This window comes from Halomonas aestuarii (genome assembly GCF_001886615.1).
GTDB classification, from domain to species: domain Bacteria; phylum Pseudomonadota; class Gammaproteobacteria; order Pseudomonadales; family Halomonadaceae; genus Halomonas; species Halomonas aestuarii.
Genome location: NZ_CP018139.1, coordinates 2,770,295 through 2,789,526 on the forward strand (window position 1 = coordinate 2,770,295; position 19,232 = coordinate 2,789,526).

Below are 19,232 nucleotides of genomic sequence, written 5' to 3' on the forward strand. Positions count from 1 at the left end.
GGGGCGTTGTAACTCGACTACAAGAGGGCACCGGGACACGCTCCTCCTGTAGTCGAATGCCGGGAATGGGATCGGGGTCAGTCGCCCAGGGCGAGATGCATGCTGCGATGCGCAATTCCGGCATCGAGGAACTCGCCGCCGACGGCCTGGAAGCCCAGCCGCTCGTAGAAGACGAGGGCATGGGTCTGGGCGGCGAGCTCCACCCGGGGGTGGCCGTCGCGACGGGCGGCCTCGATGGCGGCACGCATCAGGGCCACGCCGATACCCCGGCCCCGGGCCTCGGCGAGGACCGCCACCCGGCCGATATGGGCGTCGGGCAGCAGTCTCGCGGTGCCCACCGGGGTACCGTCCTGCACGGCCAGGAAGTGACGACAGGCGTCGTCCCGCCCGTCCCACTCCTCCTCGACCGGGACGCGCTGCTCCTCGATGAAGACGACCCGGCGGATCTCGCTGGCCTCGTCGCCGAGCTCGTCCCAGCGGCCCTCGCGGATCTCCATCACGGCGACTCCTCGAAGTCGTCGGCCCAGGCGAGGCTGCCGGCATCGTGCAGGGCGGCGAGCAGGGAGGGAGCCTCCGGGAAGGCCAGCAGCGCTGCCTCCAGGGGGGCGTCGGAGGCCAGGGTGCGGGCCAGGGGCAGGGCGCACTCGACCCCGTCGCCGTCGGCGAACAGGGTCGCCCGCTCGTCGTCCAGGGCCCGCCAGGCGAAGCGCGAACCGGGGCTTCTCACCAGGGTCTCGCCATCCTGTAGTGCGGCAACAAGGTCGTCGGGCTCGGTCGGTCTCTCGGTGGGTACCAGCTGGTCGACATACTTCGGCTGGGTCATCACCCGCCCGAACCACTGGGCCAGCTGGGCCGGGTCGTCGAGGGTCTCGAGGATCAGCCGGCGCATGCGGGCCACGGCGGCATCGTCGAGCTCGGCGGGGTCCACGGGGGGCGCCATGCCGGCGTCGGCATAGCGGATCGAGGCCGGCAGCTGTTCGCCGAGGTAGTCGGCGTAGGAGGTGATGGCCTCGTCCGCCGAGGGCGCCCGGAAGCCCACCGAGAGGGTCAGGCAGTCATCGGACTGGCTGACGCCGTGGTGGGCCCAGGCGGGCGGCAGGTAGAGCATGTCGCCGGGCTCCAGGACCCAGTCGTCGCCGTCGTCGACCTCGAAGCGCTCGAGGATGCGCAGGTCGATGCCCTGGAGGATCGGCGCCTCGTCGGACACCTTGCCGCCCAGCTGCCAGCGGCGGGTGCCGCGGCCCTGGAGCAGGAAGACATCGTACTGGTCGACGTGGGGGCCGACGCTGCCCCCCGGCGGGGCATAGCTGACCATGACGTCGTCGAGGCGCCAGCGGGGCAGGAAGTCGAAGTGCTCGAGCAGCGCGGCGACCTCGGGCACGTAGTGGTCCACGGCCTGTACCAGCAGGGTCCAGTCGCGTTCCGGCAGGCGAGCGAAGGTGGCCTCGTCGAAGGGGCCATGGCTGACCTGCCAGGGGCGCTCATTCCCCTCAGCATCGCGGCCGTGCTCCTCCACCAGGCGTGCCTCGATGTTCTCCTCGCAGGCGAGGCCGGCGAGCTCATCGGGCTCGAGGGGGCACTGGAAGTCGGGGAAGGCGCCGCGGATCAGCAGCGGCCTGCGCTGCCAGTGGTCGCGAAGGAAGTCGGCGGCCGTCAGGCCGCCCAGCAGGGCGAGAGGCTCGTCTCGTGACATCGTGTCGACTCTTGCAGGGAAAACGACGACAGGCGCCGGTGGCGCCTGTCGGGATACTAGCATGTCGGTAGCGGGTCGGCCGGAACGCGGCTGTTCCGGTGACAGGCCCCGGGGTGCCGGACCATAGCGAGGGCGCTGTGAACCCTTCCCTGGGCGCTACCTTTGCTATCCATGGCAAAGGACCCTCTTCAGGCCTGCCACCGGCGCCGCTCACTCTGGACGCCGGCTTCTGGCTTACAGCCTGCGTGCCTGGGCCTCGGCGTTGCCGATGTAGGTGGCTGGGCTGAGCGCCTTGAGCTCCACCTTGACCTCCTCGGGCAGCTCGAGGGTATCGATGAAGGCCGCGAAGCCGGTCTGGTCGATGCGCTTGCCGCGGGTCAGCTCCTTGAGCTTCTCGTAGGGCTTCTCGATGCCGTAGCGGCGCATCACCGTCTGGATCGGCTCGGCGAGCACCTCCCAGCTGTTGTCGAGGTCCTCGGCCAGGCGCACCGGATTGGCCTCGAGCTTGGAGATGCCCTTGAGCGAGGCCTGGTAGGCGATCATGCCGTAGGCCAGCCCCACGCCCAGGTTGCGCAGCACCGTCGAGTCGGTGAGGTCACGCTGCCAGCGGGAGATCGGCAGCTTCTGGGCCAGGTGGCCGAGCACCGCGTTGGAAAGCCCCAGGTTGCCCTCGGAGTTCTCGAAGTCGATGGGGTTGACCTTGTGGGGCATGGTCGAGGAGCCGATCTCGCCGGCCACGGTGCGCTGCTTGAAGTAGCCCAGGGAGATGTAGCCCCAGACGTCCCGGTCGAAGTCGATCAGGATGGTGTTGAAGCGGCACACGGCATCGAACAGCTCGGCGATGTAGTCGTGGGGCTCGATCTGGGTGGTGTAGGGGTTGAAGGTCAGGCCCAGGCCCTCGACGAAGCTGCGGGCGTTGGCCTCCCAGTCCACCTCGGGGTAGGTCGCGAGGTGCGCGTTGTAGTTGCCCACCGCCCCGTTGATCTTGCCGAGGATCTCGACGGCCTCGATCTGCTTCAGCTGGCGGCGCAGGCGATAGGCGACGTTGGCCATCTCCTTGCCGAGGGTGGTGGGGGTCGCGGTCTGGCCATGGGTGCGCGAGAGCATCGGCTGGGCGGCGTGCTCCTCGGCCAGGCGGGCGATCTCGTCGGCGACCTGTTGCATCATCGGCAGCAGCGCCCTCAGCCCGTCGGTCAGCATCACGCCATGGGAGAGGTTGTTGATGTCCTCGCTGGTGCAGGCGAAGTGCACGAATTCGGTGACCGCATGCAGCTCCGGCTGATCGGCGATCTTCTCCTTGATGAAGTACTCCACCGCCTTGACGTCGTGGTTGGTGGTGCGCTCGATGGTCTTGATGCGCTCGGCGTCCGCCAGGGAGAAGTCGCGCAGCAGGCTCTCGAGGTGCGCCGTGGCCTCGGCGGAGAGCCTGGGCACCTCGGTGATCTGCGGGTGTTCGGCGAGGCGCTGCAGCCAGCGGATCTCGACGATGACCCGGGCGCGGATCAGGCCGAACTCGCTGAAATGCTCGCGCAGGGCGGCGGCCTTGGACTCGTAGCGGCCATCCACGGGGGAGAGGGCGGTGAGGGCGGAGAGGGGCAGGGAAGCGGCTTGCATGGGTCGGGTTCCGGTCAAGGGAGGTGAAAAGGGGTCAGCCCAGCTGGTCCAGGGACTTCTTCAGGGCGCCGCGCTGGAAGACCAGCTTCCAGCGCCGGCCCCCCTGCTGGTGCCAGAGCAGGGCGAAGCGGATGCCGGCGAGCAGGATGGCGCGGACACGCTCGGGCATCATGCGGCTCTGCAGCAGCGAGGGGTCGCCCTGGACGACGATGCGCGTCTTGAGCGTCGAGAGCGTCTCCTGGTAGGCCTCGCCGAGACTGGCGATGACGTTCTCGTGGGTCTCGCCGAAGTGCTCGGCCTGGCCCTGGATGCGGGTCAGGCGCGTCCCCAGGTCATCCATCATGGCGTCGTTGGTGCGCAGCTTGCTCATCAGCATCAGCAGCGAGAAGCCGTAGCGCAGCACCACCGGGTTGACCTGCTTGCGGCCGACGACGCCCTCGAGCACCTCGAGGCCCCGGCGCAGGTTGTTGGGATGACCGCCGTAGATCGCCTCGAAGCTCTCCGGACTGGTGTCCAGGGTGGCGCGGATCAGGGTCTCCCAGGCCCGCTGGTCGGTCTGTCCGGTGCGGGCGAGCTCGTCGACCAGGCTGGCGGCCTGGAAGACGCCGGCCAGGGCCAGGGCCTGGCGGGCCGACGGGGTATCCGGGGCGCGATGGATCGGGGTCGAGGCAGTCATTCGGCAGGCTCCGTGGCATTCCAGGTCTCGCGGATCACGCCGCCGCCGAGGCAGATCTCGCCGTCGTAGAGCACCAGCGACTGGCCCGGGGTCACGGCACGCTGGGGCTCATCGAAGCGCACCTCGACGCCGCCATCCTCACGCACGCGCATGGTGCAGGGCACGTCGGCCTGGCGGTAGCGGGTCTTGGCGGTGTAGCGACCCTCGGCGGCGGGCGCCTCGCCGGCCACCCAGTCCATGGCCTCGGTGGCCAGGCTGTCGGTATAGAGCAGCGGATGGTGCTTGCCCTGCACGGCCACGAGCACGTTGCGCTCGAGGTCCTTGGCGGCCACGTACCAGGGGGCGTCCGTGTGGTCGGCGAGCCCGCCGATGCCGAGCCCCTGGCGCTGGCCCAGGGTGTAGTACATCAGCCCCATGTGCTCGCCGATCACCTCGCCCTCGGGCGTCTCGATCACGCCAGGCTGGGCGGGCAGGTACTGCTTGAGGAAGTCGCTGAAGCGCCGCTCGCCGATGAAGCAGATCCCGGTCGAGTCCTTCTTGCGGGCGGTGACCAGGTCATGGCGTTCGGCGATGGCGCGTACCTCGGGCTTCTCGAGCTCGCCCACCGGGAAGAGGGTGCGCGCGATGGCGGCCTCCGGGACGGCATGCAGGAAGTAGCTCTGGTCCTTGTTGGCATCGAGCCCCTTGAGCAGGCGCGGGCGGCCGTCGCGGATGCCCTGGCGGACATAGTGGCCGGTGGCGATCTTCTCGGCGCCGAGCATCTCGGCATACTCGAGGAACACCTTGAACTTGATCTCGCGGTTGCAGAGGATATCCGGATTGGGCGTGCGGCCCGCCTGGTACTCGGCCAGGAAGTGCTCGAAGACGTTGTCCCAGTATTCGGCGGCGAAGTTGGCGGTATGCAGCCGGATGCCGAGCTTCCGGCAGACGGCCTCGGCGTCCGCCAGGTCCTCCTTGGCGGTGCAGTACTCCGTGCCGTCGTCCTCGTCCCAGTTCTTCATGAACAGGCCTTCGACCTCGTAGCCCTGCTCGAGCAGCAGCAGGGCGGATACGGAGGAGTCGACGCCGCCGGACATGCCGACGATCACCTTGCCTGTGGTGGCGGTCATGGGCGTTCTCGGATTGGGTGTGTCGCAAATGGGCGGGGATTATACCCGAAACCCGACCGAAGCTCTAAGCATGACGGGGGCGACCGACGCGAGGGTCGGTCATGGTGCGCGGCCCGCGGGAGGCTAGCGTTCGTGGATCACGTCCATGGGATAGAAGCGGCTCGCCAGGGCATCGCGGATTCGCCGCATCACCAGAGGGCTGCGCAGGCGGCGTTCACGCTCCAGCTCCTCGAGTTCCTCCAGGGTCAGCCAGTGCACCGCGTGGATGGCCGGATCCAGGTCGTTGCCCAGGTGGGCCAGCGCCATGCCGAAGAAGCCGTGGCTGTGGAAGGTCGAGCCGTCCGGGGTCCGGTAGACGTACATGCCGAGGTAGTCCGTGATGCCGATCTGCCAGGCGGTCTCCTCGCGCAGCTCCCGCAGCGCGGCCTCCTGGATGCGCTCCCCGGGTTCCAGGTGGCCGGCAGGCTGGTTGAAGAGGGTCTCGGGACCGCCGCGGTCCTCCTCCACCATGAGGAAACGGCCGGCGCGCTCCACCACGGTGGCCACGCTGATGTAGGGTTGCCAGCGGCTCATCGTCGGCCTCCTTTTCCTTGGTTCCGGCGACGCCCCGTCGCGGGCTTGCGCGGGGCATGCAGGGTCTCGCGGCGCCACTCGCCGGGGGCCAGGCCCTCCAGCGTCCAGGGGCCGATGGCCACGCGGACCAGCCTCAGGGTGGGGTGGCCGACATGGGCGGTCATGCGCCGTACCTGACGGTTGCGCCCCTCGGTAATGGTCAGCTCCAGCCAGGTGGTGACCGGATGGCGCCGAGGGTCCAGGGGCGGCTCGCGCTCCGCCAGGTCGCTCGACGCCAGCTGACGGACCTTCGCCGGGCGCGTCCTGCCGTCCTTGAGTTCCACCCCCTCGCGCAGAGCCTGCAGGGCGGCATCGCTCGGCTCTCCCTCCACCTGGACGCGGTACGTCTTGGGCTGCTTGTGACGGGGGTCGCTGATCCGGTGGATCAGCTCACCGTCGTCGCTGAGCAGCAGCAGACCCTCGGAGTCGAAGTCCAGCCGCCCGGCGGCATAGATCCCCGGCACCGGGATCACATCGGCCAGGGTGGCGCGGCGCTCCGACGCGTCGACACGACGGTCGGTGAACTGCGAGAGCATGCGATAGGGCTTGTGCAGCAGGTAAAGGTTCATCGTGTCCTTCCACTATACCGGGCGCCCGATGGCAATCAACGCCCGATGCCATAACGCAACGGCTCCCCTCCGCCAAGGGGCGGACGGGAGCCGGGAGGGCCGCCCGCAGCGGGCGGCAGGTCGCCTCGGGCGATACGTCAGTCCTGGGCGACCAGCGCCAGGGCGTCGTTCAGGGTCTTGCTGGGACGCATGACGGCACGCGCCAGCTCAGGGTCTGCATGGTAGTACCCCCCGATCTCCACCGGGTGCCCCTGCACACCGTTCAGCTCTTCGAGAATGGTCGCCTCGTTGGCCGTCAACGTCTCGGCCAGGCGCGTGAAGAGTTTCTTGAGCTCGGCATCCTCGTCCTGGGCGGCCAGGGCCTGGGCCCAGTAGAGGGCGAGGTAGAAGTGGCTGCCGCGGTTGTCCAGCTCCCCCGCCTTGCGGGAGGGCGACTTGTTGTGCTCGAGGAACTCACCGGTGGCCTTGTCCAGCGCCTCGGCCAGCAGGGTCGCGCGGGCGTTGCCGAACTGCTTGGCGAGATGCTCCAGGGAGGCCCCCATGGCGAGGAACTCGCCGAGGCTGTCCCAGCGCAAGTGGTTTTCCTCGAGGAGCTGCTGGACGTGCTTGGGCGCCGAACCGCCGGCCCCGGTCTCGAACATGCCGCCACCGGCCATCAGGGGCACGATGGAGAGCATCTTGGCGCTGGTGCCCAGCTCCAGGATCGGGAACAGGTCGGTGAGGTAGTCGCGCAGGATGTTGCCGGTCACCGAGATGGTGTCGAGGCCGCGGACCACGCGCTCGAGGGTGTAGCGCATGGCCCGGACCTGGGACATGATCTGGATGTCGAGCCCCTCGGTGTCATGCTCCTCGAGGTAGGCCCTGACCTTCTTGATCAGTTCATTCTCGTGCGGGCGGTAGGGGTCGAGCCAGAACACGGCCGGCATGCCGGAGTCGCGGCAGCGGTCCACCGCCAGCTTCACCCAGTCGCGGATCGGCGCATCCTTGACCTGGCACATCCGCCAGATATCGCCTTCCTCGACGGTCTGGGAGAGCAGCACCTCGCCGGTCTCCAGGTCGGTGATGTTGGCGACGCCGTCCTCCGGGGCCTCGAAGGTCTTGTCGTGGGAGCCATACTCCTCGGCCTTCTGGGCCATCAGGCCGACGTTGGGCACGGTGCCCATGGTGGCCGGGTCGAAGGCGCCATTCCATTTGCAGAAGTTGATCATCTCCTGGTAGATGCGCGCGAAGGTCGACTCCGGCATCACCGCCTTGACGTCCTTGAGGCGGCCGTCGGCGCCGTACATCTTGCCGCCGGCACGAATCATGGCGGGCATCGAGGCGTCCACGATCACATCGCTGGGCGAGTGGAAGTTGGTGATGCCGCGTGCCGAGTCCACCATGGCCAGTTCCGGCCGCTGGTCGTGGCACGCGTGCAGGTCGCGGATGACCTCCTCGCGCTGGGTCTCGGGCAGGGTGTCGATCTTCTCGTACAGGTTCGCCATGCCGTTGTTGACGTCGACGCCCAGCTCATCGAACAGCGCGCCGTGCTTCTCGAAGGCTTCCTTGTAGAAGATCTTCACGCAGTGGCCGAACACGATGGGGTGCGAGACCTTCATCATCGTCGCCTTGACGTGCAGGGAGAACATCACGCCGGTCTTGCGCGCATCCTCGATTTCCCGCTCGTAGAACTCGAGCAGCGCCTTCTTGCTCATGAACATGCTGTCGATGACCTCGCCTTCCTGCAGGGAGATCTCGGGCTTGAGCACGCGTGTCTGGCCGCTGTTGGTGATCAGCTCCATCTTCACCTTGCGGGGGCGATCCAGGGTCATCGACTTCTCGCCGTGGTAGAAGTCGCCGCCGTGCATGTGAGAGACGTGGCTCCGTGAGGCCTGGCTCCACTCTCCCATGTGATGCGGGTACTTGCGGGCGTAGGCCTTGACGGCCTTGGGCGCACGGCGGTCGGAGTTGCCTTCACGCAGCACCGGGTTGACGGCGCTCCCCTTGACCTTGTTGTAGCGCGCCTGGATGTCTTTCTCTTCGTCGCTCTTCGGCTCGTACGGGTAGTCCGGCAGGGGATAGCCCTGTCCCTGCAGCTCCTTGATGGCCTCATGAAGCTGCGGCATGGACGCGCTGATGTTGGGCAGCTTGATGATGTTGGCTTCCGGCGTCTTGGCCAGGGCGCCCAGTTCGGCCAGATGATCCTCGACACGCTGGTCTTCTGCCAGATAGTCGGGAAACAGCGAGAGAATCCGTGCCGCCAGGGAGATGTCGCGGGTTTCCACGTCGATACCGGCAGCGTCGGTGAAGGCGTCGATGATCGGTAGCAGCGAGTGGGTCGCCAGCGCAGGCGCTTCGTCGGTAAAGGTGTAGATAATCTTCGGCGTGTGGGGCATGGGGCGTGGATCTCCCTGGTCACTGCGGTGGCATGGAATTGGGGTGCCATGCGCGGGCGCCCCGGCGGAGGTGGACAAGCCTACCAAGATTGTCGACAAGTGTCCCGCGCAGCTTACTCCCGCCGGGGGTGAGTGGTACACTCCGGGCTCCACTCAATAGACCAAAAGGGGAGTTCGCCATGGGGTTCAACAAGATCGTCGTTCCTGAGAGTGGCCAGAAGATCACCGCCAACGCCGACAATACCCTTAACGTGCCGAACAATCCGATCATCCCGTACATCGAGGGTGACGGCATCGGCGTCGACGTGACGCCGGCGATGATGATCGCCATCGATGCCGCCGTGCAGAAGGCCTACAACGGCGAGCGCAAGATCCACTGGATGGAAGTCTACGCCGGCGAGAAGGCCACTCACGTCTACGATGCCGACACCTGGATGCCGGAAGAGACACTCGAGGCGGTCAAGGACTACGTGGTGTCCATCAAGGGCCCGCTGACCACGCCGGTGGGTGGTGGCATTCGTTCCCTGAACGTCGCCCTGCGCCAGAAGCTCGATCTCTACGTCTGCCAGCGCCCGGTGCGCTGGTTCGAGGGCGTGCCGAGCCCGGTCAAGAAGCCGGGTGACGTCGACATGGTGATCTTCCGCGAGAACTCCGAGGACATCTACGCCGGCATCGAGTGGAAGGCCGGCACCCCGGAGGCCGACAAGGTCATCAAGTTCCTGCGCGAGGAGATGGGTGTCCAGAACATCCGCTTCCCCGAGAACTGCGGCATCGGCGTCAAGCCGGTCTCCGTCGAGGGCACCAAGCGTCTGGTGCGCCAGGCCCTGCAGTACACCATCGACAACGACCGCGAGTCGCTGACCCTGGTGCACAAGGGCAACATCATGAAGTTCACCGAGGGGGCCTTCAAGGACTGGGGCTACGAGCTCGCCAAGGAGGAGTTCGGTGCCGAGCTGCTCGACGGCGGCCCCTGGATGACCATGAAGAACCCGAAGACCGGCAAGGAGATCGTCATCAAGGACGTCATCGCCGACGCGATGCTGCAGCAGATCCTGCTGCGTCCGGCCGAGTATGACGTCATCGCCACCCTGAACCTGAACGGCGACTACCTCTCCGACGCCCTGGCGGCGGAAGTGGGCGGCATCGGCATCGCGCCGGGCGCCAACATTTCCGACACGACCGCCATGTTCGAGGCCACCCACGGCACCGCGCCCAAGTACGCCGGCCAGGACAAGGTCAACCCGGGCTCGCTGATCCTCTCCGCCGAGATGATGCTGCGCCACATGGGCTGGGTCGAGGCCGCGGATCTCGTGCTCAAGGGCATGGAGAAGGCCATCTCCAAGGGCGAGGTCACCTATGACTTCCATCGCCAGATGGAGAATGCCAAGCTTCTGAAATGCTCCGAGTTCGGCCAGGCCGTCGCCGATAACATGTAAGTCGCGACGCTGGCCCCGGGGCCCCCGTCCGCCGCAGGGTGGATGGGGGCCCTTTGCGTTGAGGCACAGCGGTGCCGACAACTGACGGTGAACCCTGCCGGCGCGGCGGCGTCCAATCAAGGTTGAGATGATCGGCGGCGTGCGGCTTGTCGAGATGGATAGTGGCTCTTATGTTCTGTAGAGACAAAGTGGCGTGGCGATCGTGGCAGGCCTCCCCGACGGGAGGCATGACGCGTCCCCCCGGTCCCGAGGATGGCTCCGAGGGAGAGGACGGCGACCTGGCGGTGCAGAATGCCGACCCGGAAGTCGCGCGTCCCTCCATGTACAAGGTGGTGCTGCACAACGATGACTTCACTCCCATGGAGTTCGTCGTCGAGGTGTTGCAGACCTTCTTTCATATGGACAGCGAGACCGCGGTGCAGGTCATGCTGACCGTGCACACGCGTGGCAAGGCGACCTGCGGTGTCTTCACCCACGACATCGCGGAAACCAAAAGCCATCAGGTCAATCAATATGCAAGAGAGTGTCAGCATCCGCTGCTGTGCGACATCGAGGCGGCGGACTGAGCGGCATGGTCCAGAAGGGCGTGCGGTGGTTCAGCGTTGAAGGGAGACTTGCAACGGCGCCGTTTGTACCCGATGTTGATGATGCCGGACCATGAATGATCCGACGCGACGCCCTGAGCGGCGAGAAGGGGACTGCCATGCTGAGTAAAGAACTTGAACTGACCCTGAACACGGCATTCACCGTGGCCCGCTCCAAGCGCCACGAGTTCATGACCGTGGAGCACCTGCTGCTGGCACTGCTCGACAACGCCTCGGCGGCGGACGTGCTGCGTGCCTGCGGGGCCAACCTCGACAAGCTGCGGTCCGACCTGCAGGATTTCATCAACTCCACCACCCCGCTGATTCCCGAGGACCAGTCCGACCGGGAGACCCAACCGACCCTGGGCTTCCAGCGCGTGCTGCAGCGGGCGGTCTTCCACGTCCAGTCCTCGGGCAAGAGCGAAGTCACCGGGGCCAACGTGCTGGTGGCGATCTTCTCCGAACAGGAGAGCCAGGCGGTCTACTTCCTCAAGCAGCAGAACGTTGCTCGGGTCGATGCCGTCAACTACATCGCCCATGGCATCTCCAAGGTGGCAGGCCATGGCCAGAGCCAGTCCTCCCCCTCGCCCGAGGCCGAGGAGGCCGAGGAGGGCGGTACCGAGACGGGTTCCAATCCCCTGACCAGCTATGCCACCAACCTCAACGAGCAGGCGCGGCTGGGCAAGATCGATCCGCTGATCGGTCGCGAGCACGAGCTGGAGCGCGTGGTACAGATCCTGGCGCGCCGCCGCAAGAACAACCCCCTGCTGGTGGGCGAGGCCGGTGTCGGCAAGACCGCCATCGCCGAGGGGCTGGCCAAGCGCGTCGTCGAGGAGGACGTGCCCGAGGTGATCAGCGATGCCGTGGTCTACTCGCTGGACATGGGCGCGCTGCTGGCCGGCACCAAGTACCGGGGTGACTTCGAGAAGCGCCTGAAGAACCTGCTGGCCGAGCTGCGCAAGCAGCCCAACGCCATCCTGTTCATCGACGAGATCCATACGGTGATCGGCGCGGGTGCTGCCTCCGGCGGGGTCATGGATGCCTCCAACCTGCTCAAGCCGCTGCTCTCCTCGGGGAGCTGCGCTGCATCGGCTCCACCACCTTCCAGGAGTACCGCGGGATCTTCGAGAAGGACCGTGCCCTGGCCCGCCGCTTCCAGAAGGTCGACGTCCTGGCGCCTTCGGTGGAGGACACCACCCGGATCCTCAAGGGGCTGCGTTCGCGCTTCGAGGAACACCACCAGCTCAAGTACACCGATGCGGCGCTGGAGAGTGCGGCGCGGCTGTCGGATCGCTACATCAACGACCGTCACCTGCCGGACAAGGCCATCGACGTGATCGACGAGGCCGGGGCCCATCAGCGGCTGCTGCCGCCGGAGGTGCGCGTCGATACCATCGACGTGGACCAGGTCGAGGCCGTGGTGGCGTCCATCGCGCGGATTCCGCCGAAGAGCGTCTCCAGCTCCGACCGCAAGCTGCTGGCCAACATCGACCGCGACCTCAAGATGCTGGTGTTCGGCCAGGACGAGGCCATCGACAGCCTCGCCGCGGCGATCAAGCTGTCGCGGGCCGGCCTCAAGTCGCCGGACAAGCCGGTCGGCAGCTTCCTGTTCGCCGGTCCCACCGGGGTGGGCAAGACCGAGGTGGCCCGCCAGCTCTCCCACATCATGGGCATCGAGCTGGTGCGCTTCGACATGTCCGAGTACATGGAGCGCCACACCGTGTCGCGTCTGATCGGCGCGCCTCCCGGCTATGTCGGCTACGACCAGGGCGGGCTGCTCACCGAGGCAATCACTAAGCAGCCCCACTGCGTGCTGCTGCTCGACGAGATCGAGAAGGCCCATCCCGAGGTCTTCAACCTGCTGTTGCAGGTCATGGACCACGGTCGCCTGACCGACAACAACGGCCGCGAGGCGGACTTCCGCCACGTGATCCTGATCATGACCTCCAATGCCGGGGTCGAGCAGGCCACCCGGCGTTCCATCGGCTTCCAGAGCCAGGACCACTCCACCGATGCCATGGAGGTGATCCGCAAGACCTTCTCGCCGGAGTTCCGCAACCGCCTGGACGGCATCATCCAGTTCCATGCCCTGCCCACCTCGGTGGTGCGCAACGTGGTGGACAAGTTCCTGGTGGAGCTGCAGGCGCAGCTCGACGAGAAGCGGGTTCAGCTCGACGTGGACGATGCGGCGCGGGAATGGCTGGCCGAGAAGGGCTACGACCCCGACATGGGGGCACGCCCGATGGCCCGCCTGATCCAGGAGAAGCTCAAGAAGCCGCTGGCCGAGCTGATCCTGTTCGGCGAGCTCGCCGAGCACGGTGGCGTGGTGCACGTCAGCGTGGAAGCAGGCGAGCTGCATCTGGCCACGGAGTCGGAGCTGGCCGACGCGCCCTGACGGGACGCGGTCGACCGACGGCACACAGCGCCCTGTCTACGGACGGGGCGTTGTTCGTTCAGGCAGGACAGCGGGGGAGAGGGCGGTCGCGGATCGCGGCCGGCACTCGAACGACGGTCCGGGCCCTGATGGCCCGACCGACGCTCAGCGGGCGCGGTAGACGATGCGGCCCTTGGACAGGTCGTAGGGGGTCAGCTCGACCTTGACCTTGTCGCCGGTGAGGATGCGGATGTAGTGCTTGCGCATCTTGCCGGAGATGTGCGCGGTGACCACGTGGCCGTTCTCGAGCTCGACGCGGAACATGGTGTTGGGAAGGGTATCGACGACGACGCCTTCCATTTCGATATGGTCTTCACGTGCCATATAGGCGGTTCCTCGCGGATGATGACAGAAACAGGCGGCACGTAGTCACGGTCGGGCCGTCCGTGCCGACAGGATAGCGCGATATTGTGCCGCATGCCGCTCGTCAAGGCAAAGGAACCCTGGTGTCGCGTGTGGCTACCGGGACGGGATCATGCGCCGCCAGTGGCGACCGTCGAGCATTTCCAGCGGCTGGAAGGACTGCTTGTAGTTCATCTTGCGGCACTCGCGGATCCAGTAACCGAGATAGACGTGGGGCAGGCCCAGGTCGAGGGCGCGCTGGACCAGGCTGAGCACGGCCAGGGTGCCCAGCGAGCGGCGTTCCATCTCGGGGACGGGGTCGAAGAAGGTATAGATGGCCGAGAGGCCGTGCTCGAGCTGGTCGAAGGCCGAGACGGCCACCAGGCGGCCATCGAGGCGGAACTCCAGCAGGCGCGCATAGGCCTGGTCGAGGGTCAGGAAGGTGCGATACTGCTCGTGGCTTGGCGGATACATGTCGCCATCGGCGTGACGCGTCCGGACGTAGTGTGCGTAGAGGGCATAGTGCTCGGCATCGAAGAGGGCCGGGCGCACGTGCAGGGTGAGGTCGGCATTGCGGTTCATCAGCTTGCGCTGGGTGCGGTTCGGTGAGAATGCGTCCACCGGGATGCGCACCGAGATGCAGGCGTTGCAGGCGTCACAGTGTGGCCGATAGAGATGGCGGCCGCTGCGCCGGAAGCCGAGCAGTGCCAGGGCATCGTACACGCCCTGGCCCGGCGACTCCTGGGGATCGAGGAACAGGGTGGTCGCCTCATGGCCTTCCAGGTAGCTGCAGGCATGGGGCACGGTCAGGAAGAAGCGCAGGTCCCTGACGGGCTGCCGGGGGGCATTGCTGCTCAAGGCTGCCATCTCCTCTGAATCAGTAGCCCGGTCATGTGGTGGCGCCGATCATGGCGAAGGACCAGGTCGGAGACATGACGCCCGTGGTCGTCTCCCGGCGGTCATGTCCTGGCTCACCCAGCCACTGATCAAGATAGCCGATGAACTCGTTCCGGGCGATATCCCTGGCGCCCAGGCTGGCCAGGTGTGCGGTGTGCATCTGGCAGTCGATCAGCCGGCCATCGCCGGCGGCCATGGCCCTGGCGAGCTGGACCAGGGCGACCTTCGAGGCATCGGGTCGCCGCGAGAACATCGACTCGCCGAAGAACACCGGCCCCATGGCCACGCCATAGAGGCCGCCCACCAGCTGATCGGCCTGCCATACCTCCACCGAGTGCGCCGCGCCGAGCCGGTGCAGCCGCGTGTAGGCGGCGCGCATCTCGCGGGTGATCCAGGTGCCGGGCTGGCCGTCACGGGGAGCCGCGCAGGCCGCCATCACTGCCTCGAAGGCGCGGTCGGCGGTGATGGTGAACCCGGCGTTGCGCAGCCGCTTGGCGAGGCTTCGCCGCACGCGGATCTCGCCGGGAACCAGCACCATGCGGGGGTCCGGGGTCCACCACAGGATCGGCTGGTTACCGCTGAACCAGGGGAAGATGCCATGGCGGTAGGCGGCCAGCAACCAGTCCGGGGTCAGGGCGCCGCCTGCGGCCAGCAGGCCGTCGGGGTCGCGCAGGGCGGACTCGACGGGCGGGAAGCAGACGGGGTGATCGGGTAGCCAGGGCAGCATGGGGCCTCTTCCGTGGGGGCGGCTCGTCCAGTCTGCCCCGCCGCGGGATAGGGCTCAAGGCATGCCGGCCCCTGTGATGGTGAGCGCTTGCTCGGTATGATTGAAGGCCATTAGATCCACAAGACGCCATGTTGGCGCAAGGGAGGTGGCCGCTTGAGTGTCAATAAGAGGACCGCGTCGCGTCGGGTGACGGCGGCGAATGCCAGGGAAAAGGCGAAACGCGTCGGCCTGCGGCTGCAGGGGGCGACCCGCGAGGGCGTGGTGATCCTGCTGCTGGCCGCCTGTGTCTTCCTGCTGCTGGCACTCTACAGCTTTCGCGCCGAAGACCCCGGCTGGTCGAGCAGCGGTCCGGAAACCGAGGTCGCCAACTGGATGGGGCCCATCGGGGCCTGGCTCGCCGACGTGCTCTATTCGCTGTTCGGCGTGAGCGCCCTCTGGTGGCCCGGCATGCTGGGGTTCGCGGCCTGGTGGCTGATCCGTTCGCGCCAGGTGCGCTTCGAATGGGACCCCACCGCTCTGGCGGTTCGCTGCGGGGGCCTGGTGCTGCTGTTGCTGGGGACCACCACCTTGGGAGCGCTGCACTTCTACCGTCCCGACGGCCCCTTGCCCTACTCGACGGGCGGCATCCTCGGTGAGGGCCTGGTCGGTGCCCTCATGCCCCTGGTGGGGGCGGGCGGTACCGGCCTGCTGTCGGTGGCTGCCATGCTCTGTGGCTTCCCCCTGTTCACCGGCCTCTCCTGGCTGACGGTCATGGACGAATTGGGTCACCGCAGCCTGGCGGCATGGCGCTGGGTGGTCGACCGGTTCGGCCTGGTGCGTGAACGGCGCGCCGAGCGGCGCGACCTCGACCGGGAGGTGCCCGAGCCCCCGACCACCGAGCCGGTGCCAGAGGAGGCGGTCAGCGAGGCCGAGGAACGGCCAAGCTGGTGGCAGCGGCTGGGCGGCGGTCGGCGTCGCGAGGGCGACCGTGGCACGGCGGCCGAGCAGGCCTCGCGACGCGAGCCCGACTTCGGCAACGACGGGGAGACCGATATTCCCTGGGAAGTGCCCGCGCATACGCCGTCGGCCAAGCGTCCCGAGGCCGCCTACACGGCTCGTCTCGCGAGGGGCGCGGGAGAGCCGGGGGGAGGTGCCGGCAGGTCGTCTGCGGCCGCGGATAGCCCGGCCCCGTCGCGGCCCGAGGCGACGGTGGCCGACGCCCCGAGCCCCCGGGAGCCGCGGGTGTTCTCGTCCGCCGACCCGAAGCGGTCGGGCCCCGAGCCCGGCATGCCACGGGAGGAGGCTACCGGCCTCCGGCGCCAGGACGCCGATGCCTCCGGCGCACGACGCGTGCCGGAGACGGTGCCCGAGCCGGTGTTGCCCGATGACGATGAGGTGATCCCCGCCTGGCAGGGGCCTGCCCTGCGGGCCCGCCGTGACGATGATCCCCTCGGCAGCCCCCTCGAGGCGCCTGGCGACGACGCGAAACGTTCCGCCCAGGAAGACGCTCCGCCTCCTGCCCGCGCCTCCTCGGGTGCCTCGCCGCACTCGCCCGCCCGGGAGGACCGGCGACACGAGCCGCGACTGGCCGACTGGCAGGCCGCCGATCACGACGTGGACGACGCCTCCGAGCCGTTCCTGTCCCCCCAGGCCGCAAGCGAACAGGCGGACAGTCATGCCGCGGTGCCCGTCAGGCGAGACCCCGGCTTCTCTCCTCCCGAGCCCGAGGCAGACGAGCACGAGGCCGAGGCAGACGAGCACGAGGCCGGGGAGAACGCGCCCCGGGTGGCGAGCGCCGAACAGGCCCGCCAGGCCGAGGATGAGCCCGATGGACCGGCGCTCTGGACCGTGGAGCACCTCCAGAACCAGAGGCCGATGTTCGACCACCTGCCGGAGCCCGATGGTGAACTGCCGAGCATGCGGCTGCTGACGCCTCCCGAGCCCCAGCAGCGCAACTATTCCCAACAGCAGCTCGCCGAGATGGCCGAGCTCCTCGAGACGCGACTTCGTGAGTATGGGGTCAGGGCCGAGGTGGTCGAGACCTGGCCGGGGCCGGTGATCACGCGTTTCGAGATCAAGCCGGCGGCCGGCGTGAAGGTCTCGAAGATCAGCAACCTGGCCAAGGACCTGGCCCGGTCGCTGATGGTCAAGAGCGTGCGGGTGGTCGAGGTGATCCCCGGCCGGCCTACGGTGGGCATCGAGATCCCCAACCCGCACCGCGCCATGATCCGTCTGCGCGAGGTGATCGATTCCGACCGCTACCAGCACGAGGCGTCGGCGCTGACCCTGGCGCTGGGCCAGGACATCGGCGGTGGCCCGGTGGTCGCCAACCTGGGCAAGATGCCCCACCTGCTGGTAGCCGGCACCACCGGCTCGGGCAAGTCGGTGGGCGTCAACGCCATGCTGATCTCCATGCTGCTGAAGGCGACACCCGATGAGGTGCGCATGATCATGGTCGATCCCAAGATGCTGGAGCTGTCGGTCTATGACGGCATCCCGCACCTGCTCGCGCCGGTGGTCACCGACATGAAGGAGGCGGCCAACGCGCTGCGCTGGTGCGTGGCCGAGATGGAGCGTCGCTACAAGCTGATGGCCTCCATGGGCGTGCGCAACATCGCCGGCTTCAACAGCAAGCTCGACGAGGCCGAACGGGCCGGTGCCCAGGTGGCCGACCCGCTCTGGGAGCCCCAGCCGTGGGAGATGCACCAGTCCCCGCCGGTGCTCGAGAAGCTGCCCTACATCGTGGTGGTGATCGACGAGTTCGCCGACATGTTCATGATCGTCGGCAAGAAGGTCGAGGAGCTGATCGCGCGCCTGGCCCAGAAGGCCCGTGCGGCCGGCATCCACCTGATCCTGGCCACCCAGCGTCCCTCCGTGGACGTGGTGACTGGTCTGATCAAGGCCAACATACCCACCCGCATGGCGTTCCAGGTCTCCTCGAGGGTCGACTCGCGCACCATCCTCGATCAGGGCGGTGCCGAGAACCTGCTGGGCCACGGTGACATGCTCTACCTGCCGGCCGGCTCCGGCATGCCGACCCGCGTGCACGGCGCCTTCGTCGACGACGACGAGGTCCACCGGGTGGTCGAGGACTGGAAGCGTCGCGGCGAGCCGGAGTACATCGACGAGATCCTCTCCGGCGGCGTCTCCGCCGAGGCCCTCACCGGGCTGGAGGCCGAAGGTGGAGGAGGCGCCGACGATGCCGAGCAGGATGCGCTCTACGACGAGGCGGTGGCATTCGTCACCGAGAGTCGCCGCGCCTCCATCTCGGCCGTGCAGCGACGCTTCAAGATCGGCTACAACCGCGCGGCGCGACTGGTCGAGTCGATGGAGATGGCCGGGGTGGTCTCCACCATGGGCACCAACGGCGCCCGCGAGGTGCTGGCGCCGCCCCCGGTGGGCGACTGATCCACCGCAACCTTGCAGCAATGATGGAAGCCTCGGCGGGCATGCAACCCGCCGGAGTTCGCCCGGTCCGAGTGACAGGATGCCATGATGGACCCGTCCAGGGAGACAGAGACGATGACCATGAAGAAACAACTCGCTGCCTTTGCCATGACCCTCGCCGTGCCGATGTCGGCAATGGCCAGCGAGGGGGCCGAGCGCCTGGCGGCGATCCTCGAGCCGCTGCAGACCTATGTGGCGGACTTCGAGCAGCAGATCCTCGACGGGAGCGGCCAGCGCCTGCAGGAGGCACGCGGGCGGATGTGGTTGTCTCGCCCCGGGAAGTTCCGCTGGGAGGTGGATGCCCCCTACGAGCAGCTCGTGGTCTCCGGCGGCGAGGACGTCATCCTCTATGACCCGGACCTGGAGCAGGCCACGGTGCAGCCGCTCGATCAGCGCGTGACCCATACCCCGGCCCTGCTGCTCTCCGGCAGTGCCGACGAGCTGACCGACAGCTACGAGGTCACTCGTCAGCAGCAGGGGGCCAGCGAGACCTTCCTCCTGGTGCCTAAGGACCCCGATACCCTCTTCGAGGAGCTGAAGATGACCTTCCGCGGCGAGGCGCTGGACATGCTGCAGATGACCGACAGCACCGGGCAGCGCACCGCCATCGGCTTTGACAACGTGCGCATGAATGAGCCGCTGGACGACAGCCACTTCAGCTTCGACATCCCCGAGGGCACCGACGTGATCCGCGAGACGCAGTGACGCGCTAAGCACTGAGCTGGAAGTACCAACCTG

At 67.5% G+C, this 19,232-nt stretch carries 15 protein-coding genes and 1 pseudogene; 5 read left to right on the plus strand and 11 right to left on the minus strand.

The window, feature by feature from the left end; genetic code table 11:
- Positions 1-77: 77 nt before the first annotated feature.
- The 8 genes from BOX17_RS12895 to BOX17_RS12930 form a co-directional block, all read right to left on the minus strand.
- Positions 78-497: a GNAT family N-acetyltransferase gene (locus BOX17_RS12895; protein WP_071945185.1), complete on the minus strand. Its 420-nt coding sequence runs from the start codon at positions 495-497 to the stop codon at positions 78-80.
- On the minus strand, positions 497-1,693 hold the full coding sequence (locus BOX17_RS12900) for a cupin domain-containing protein (protein ID WP_071945187.1): 1,197 nt from the start codon (positions 1,691-1,693) through the stop codon (positions 497-499). Before BOX17_RS12900 ends, BOX17_RS12895 begins: the two co-directional genes overlap by 1 nt.
- Before the next feature lie 234 nt (positions 1,694-1,927).
- Positions 1,928-3,292 (minus strand): adenylosuccinate lyase, encoded by a 1,365-nt coding sequence (gene purB / locus BOX17_RS12905; protein WP_071946868.1) that lies wholly within the window; start codon positions 3,290-3,292, stop codon positions 1,928-1,930.
- Positions 3,293-3,341: 49 nt separating this feature from the next.
- A complete protein-coding gene (gene hflD, locus BOX17_RS12910; protein WP_071945189.1) occupies positions 3,342-3,983 on the minus strand; it encodes a high frequency lysogenization protein HflD in 642 nt (213 codons plus the stop codon).
- A complete protein-coding gene (gene mnmA / locus BOX17_RS12915; protein ID WP_071945191.1) occupies positions 3,980-5,092 on the minus strand; it encodes a tRNA 2-thiouridine(34) synthase MnmA in 1,113 nt (370 codons plus the stop codon). The genes hflD and mnmA overlap by 4 nt, the downstream gene beginning before the upstream one ends.
- A gap of 123 nt (positions 5,093-5,215) precedes the next feature.
- Entirely contained in the window at positions 5,216-5,665 is a 450-nt protein-coding gene (locus BOX17_RS12920; protein WP_071945193.1) for an NUDIX domain-containing protein, read from the minus strand.
- Positions 5,662-6,273, minus strand: a complete 612-nt coding sequence (locus BOX17_RS12925) for a pseudouridine synthase (RefSeq protein WP_071945195.1) — start codon at positions 6,271-6,273, stop codon at positions 5,662-5,664. The genes BOX17_RS12920 and BOX17_RS12925 overlap by 4 nt, the downstream gene beginning before the upstream one ends.
- Positions 6,274-6,410: 137 nt before the next feature.
- Positions 6,411-8,648, minus strand: coding sequence for an NADP-dependent isocitrate dehydrogenase (locus BOX17_RS12930; protein WP_071945197.1), 2,238 nt, complete (start codon positions 8,646-8,648; stop codon positions 6,411-6,413).
- 179 nt (positions 8,649-8,827) lie between these two features.
- Between BOX17_RS12930 and icd the strand changes: the two genes are divergently transcribed.
- The 3 genes and pseudogenes from icd to clpA all read left to right on the plus strand — a co-directional run bounded on the left by icd (position 8,828) and on the right by clpA (position 13,063).
- Positions 8,828-10,084 carry an NADP-dependent isocitrate dehydrogenase gene (gene icd, locus BOX17_RS12935; protein WP_071945199.1) on the plus strand — a complete coding sequence of 419 codons (1,257 nt, stop codon included), beginning with the start codon at positions 8,828-8,830 and terminating at the stop codon, positions 10,082-10,084.
- A 227-nt stretch (positions 10,085-10,311) separates the two neighbouring features.
- Positions 10,312-10,650, plus strand: coding sequence for an ATP-dependent Clp protease adapter ClpS (gene clpS, locus BOX17_RS12940; protein ID WP_071945201.1), 339 nt, complete (start codon positions 10,312-10,314; stop codon positions 10,648-10,650).
- Positions 10,651-10,787: 137 nt separating this feature from the next.
- Positions 10,788-13,063 (plus strand): annotated as a pseudogene (gene clpA / locus BOX17_RS12945) (ATP-dependent Clp protease ATP-binding subunit ClpA).
- Positions 13,064-13,207: 144 nt separating this feature from the next.
- On the opposite strand, the gene infA reads toward clpA, so the two are convergent.
- The 3 genes from infA to aat form a co-directional block, all read right to left on the minus strand.
- On the minus strand, positions 13,208-13,426 hold the full coding sequence (gene infA, locus BOX17_RS12950; RefSeq protein WP_040185975.1) for a translation initiation factor IF-1: 219 nt from the start codon (positions 13,424-13,426) through the stop codon (positions 13,208-13,210).
- A 135-nt stretch (positions 13,427-13,561) separates the two neighbouring features.
- Entirely contained in the window at positions 13,562-14,302 is a 741-nt protein-coding gene (locus BOX17_RS12955) for an arginyltransferase (protein WP_071945203.1), read from the minus strand.
- 31 nt (positions 14,303-14,333) lie between these two features.
- Positions 14,334-15,068 (minus strand): leucyl/phenylalanyl-tRNA--protein transferase, encoded by a 735-nt coding sequence (gene aat / locus BOX17_RS12960; RefSeq protein WP_071945205.1) that lies wholly within the window; start codon positions 15,066-15,068, stop codon positions 14,334-14,336.
- A 153-nt stretch (positions 15,069-15,221) separates the two neighbouring features.
- Here aat and BOX17_RS12965 point away from each other — a divergent pair, with 153 nt between their 5' ends.
- On the plus strand, positions 15,222-18,455 hold the full coding sequence (locus tag BOX17_RS12965; protein ID WP_071945207.1) for a DNA translocase FtsK: 3,234 nt from the start codon (positions 15,222-15,224) through the stop codon (positions 18,453-18,455).
- Positions 18,456-18,569: 114 nt separating this feature from the next.
- Entirely contained in the window at positions 18,570-19,199 is a 630-nt protein-coding gene (gene lolA / locus BOX17_RS12970) for an outer membrane lipoprotein periplasmic chaperone LolA (protein WP_071945209.1), read from the plus strand.
- Positions 19,200-19,232 lie beyond the last annotated feature (33 nt).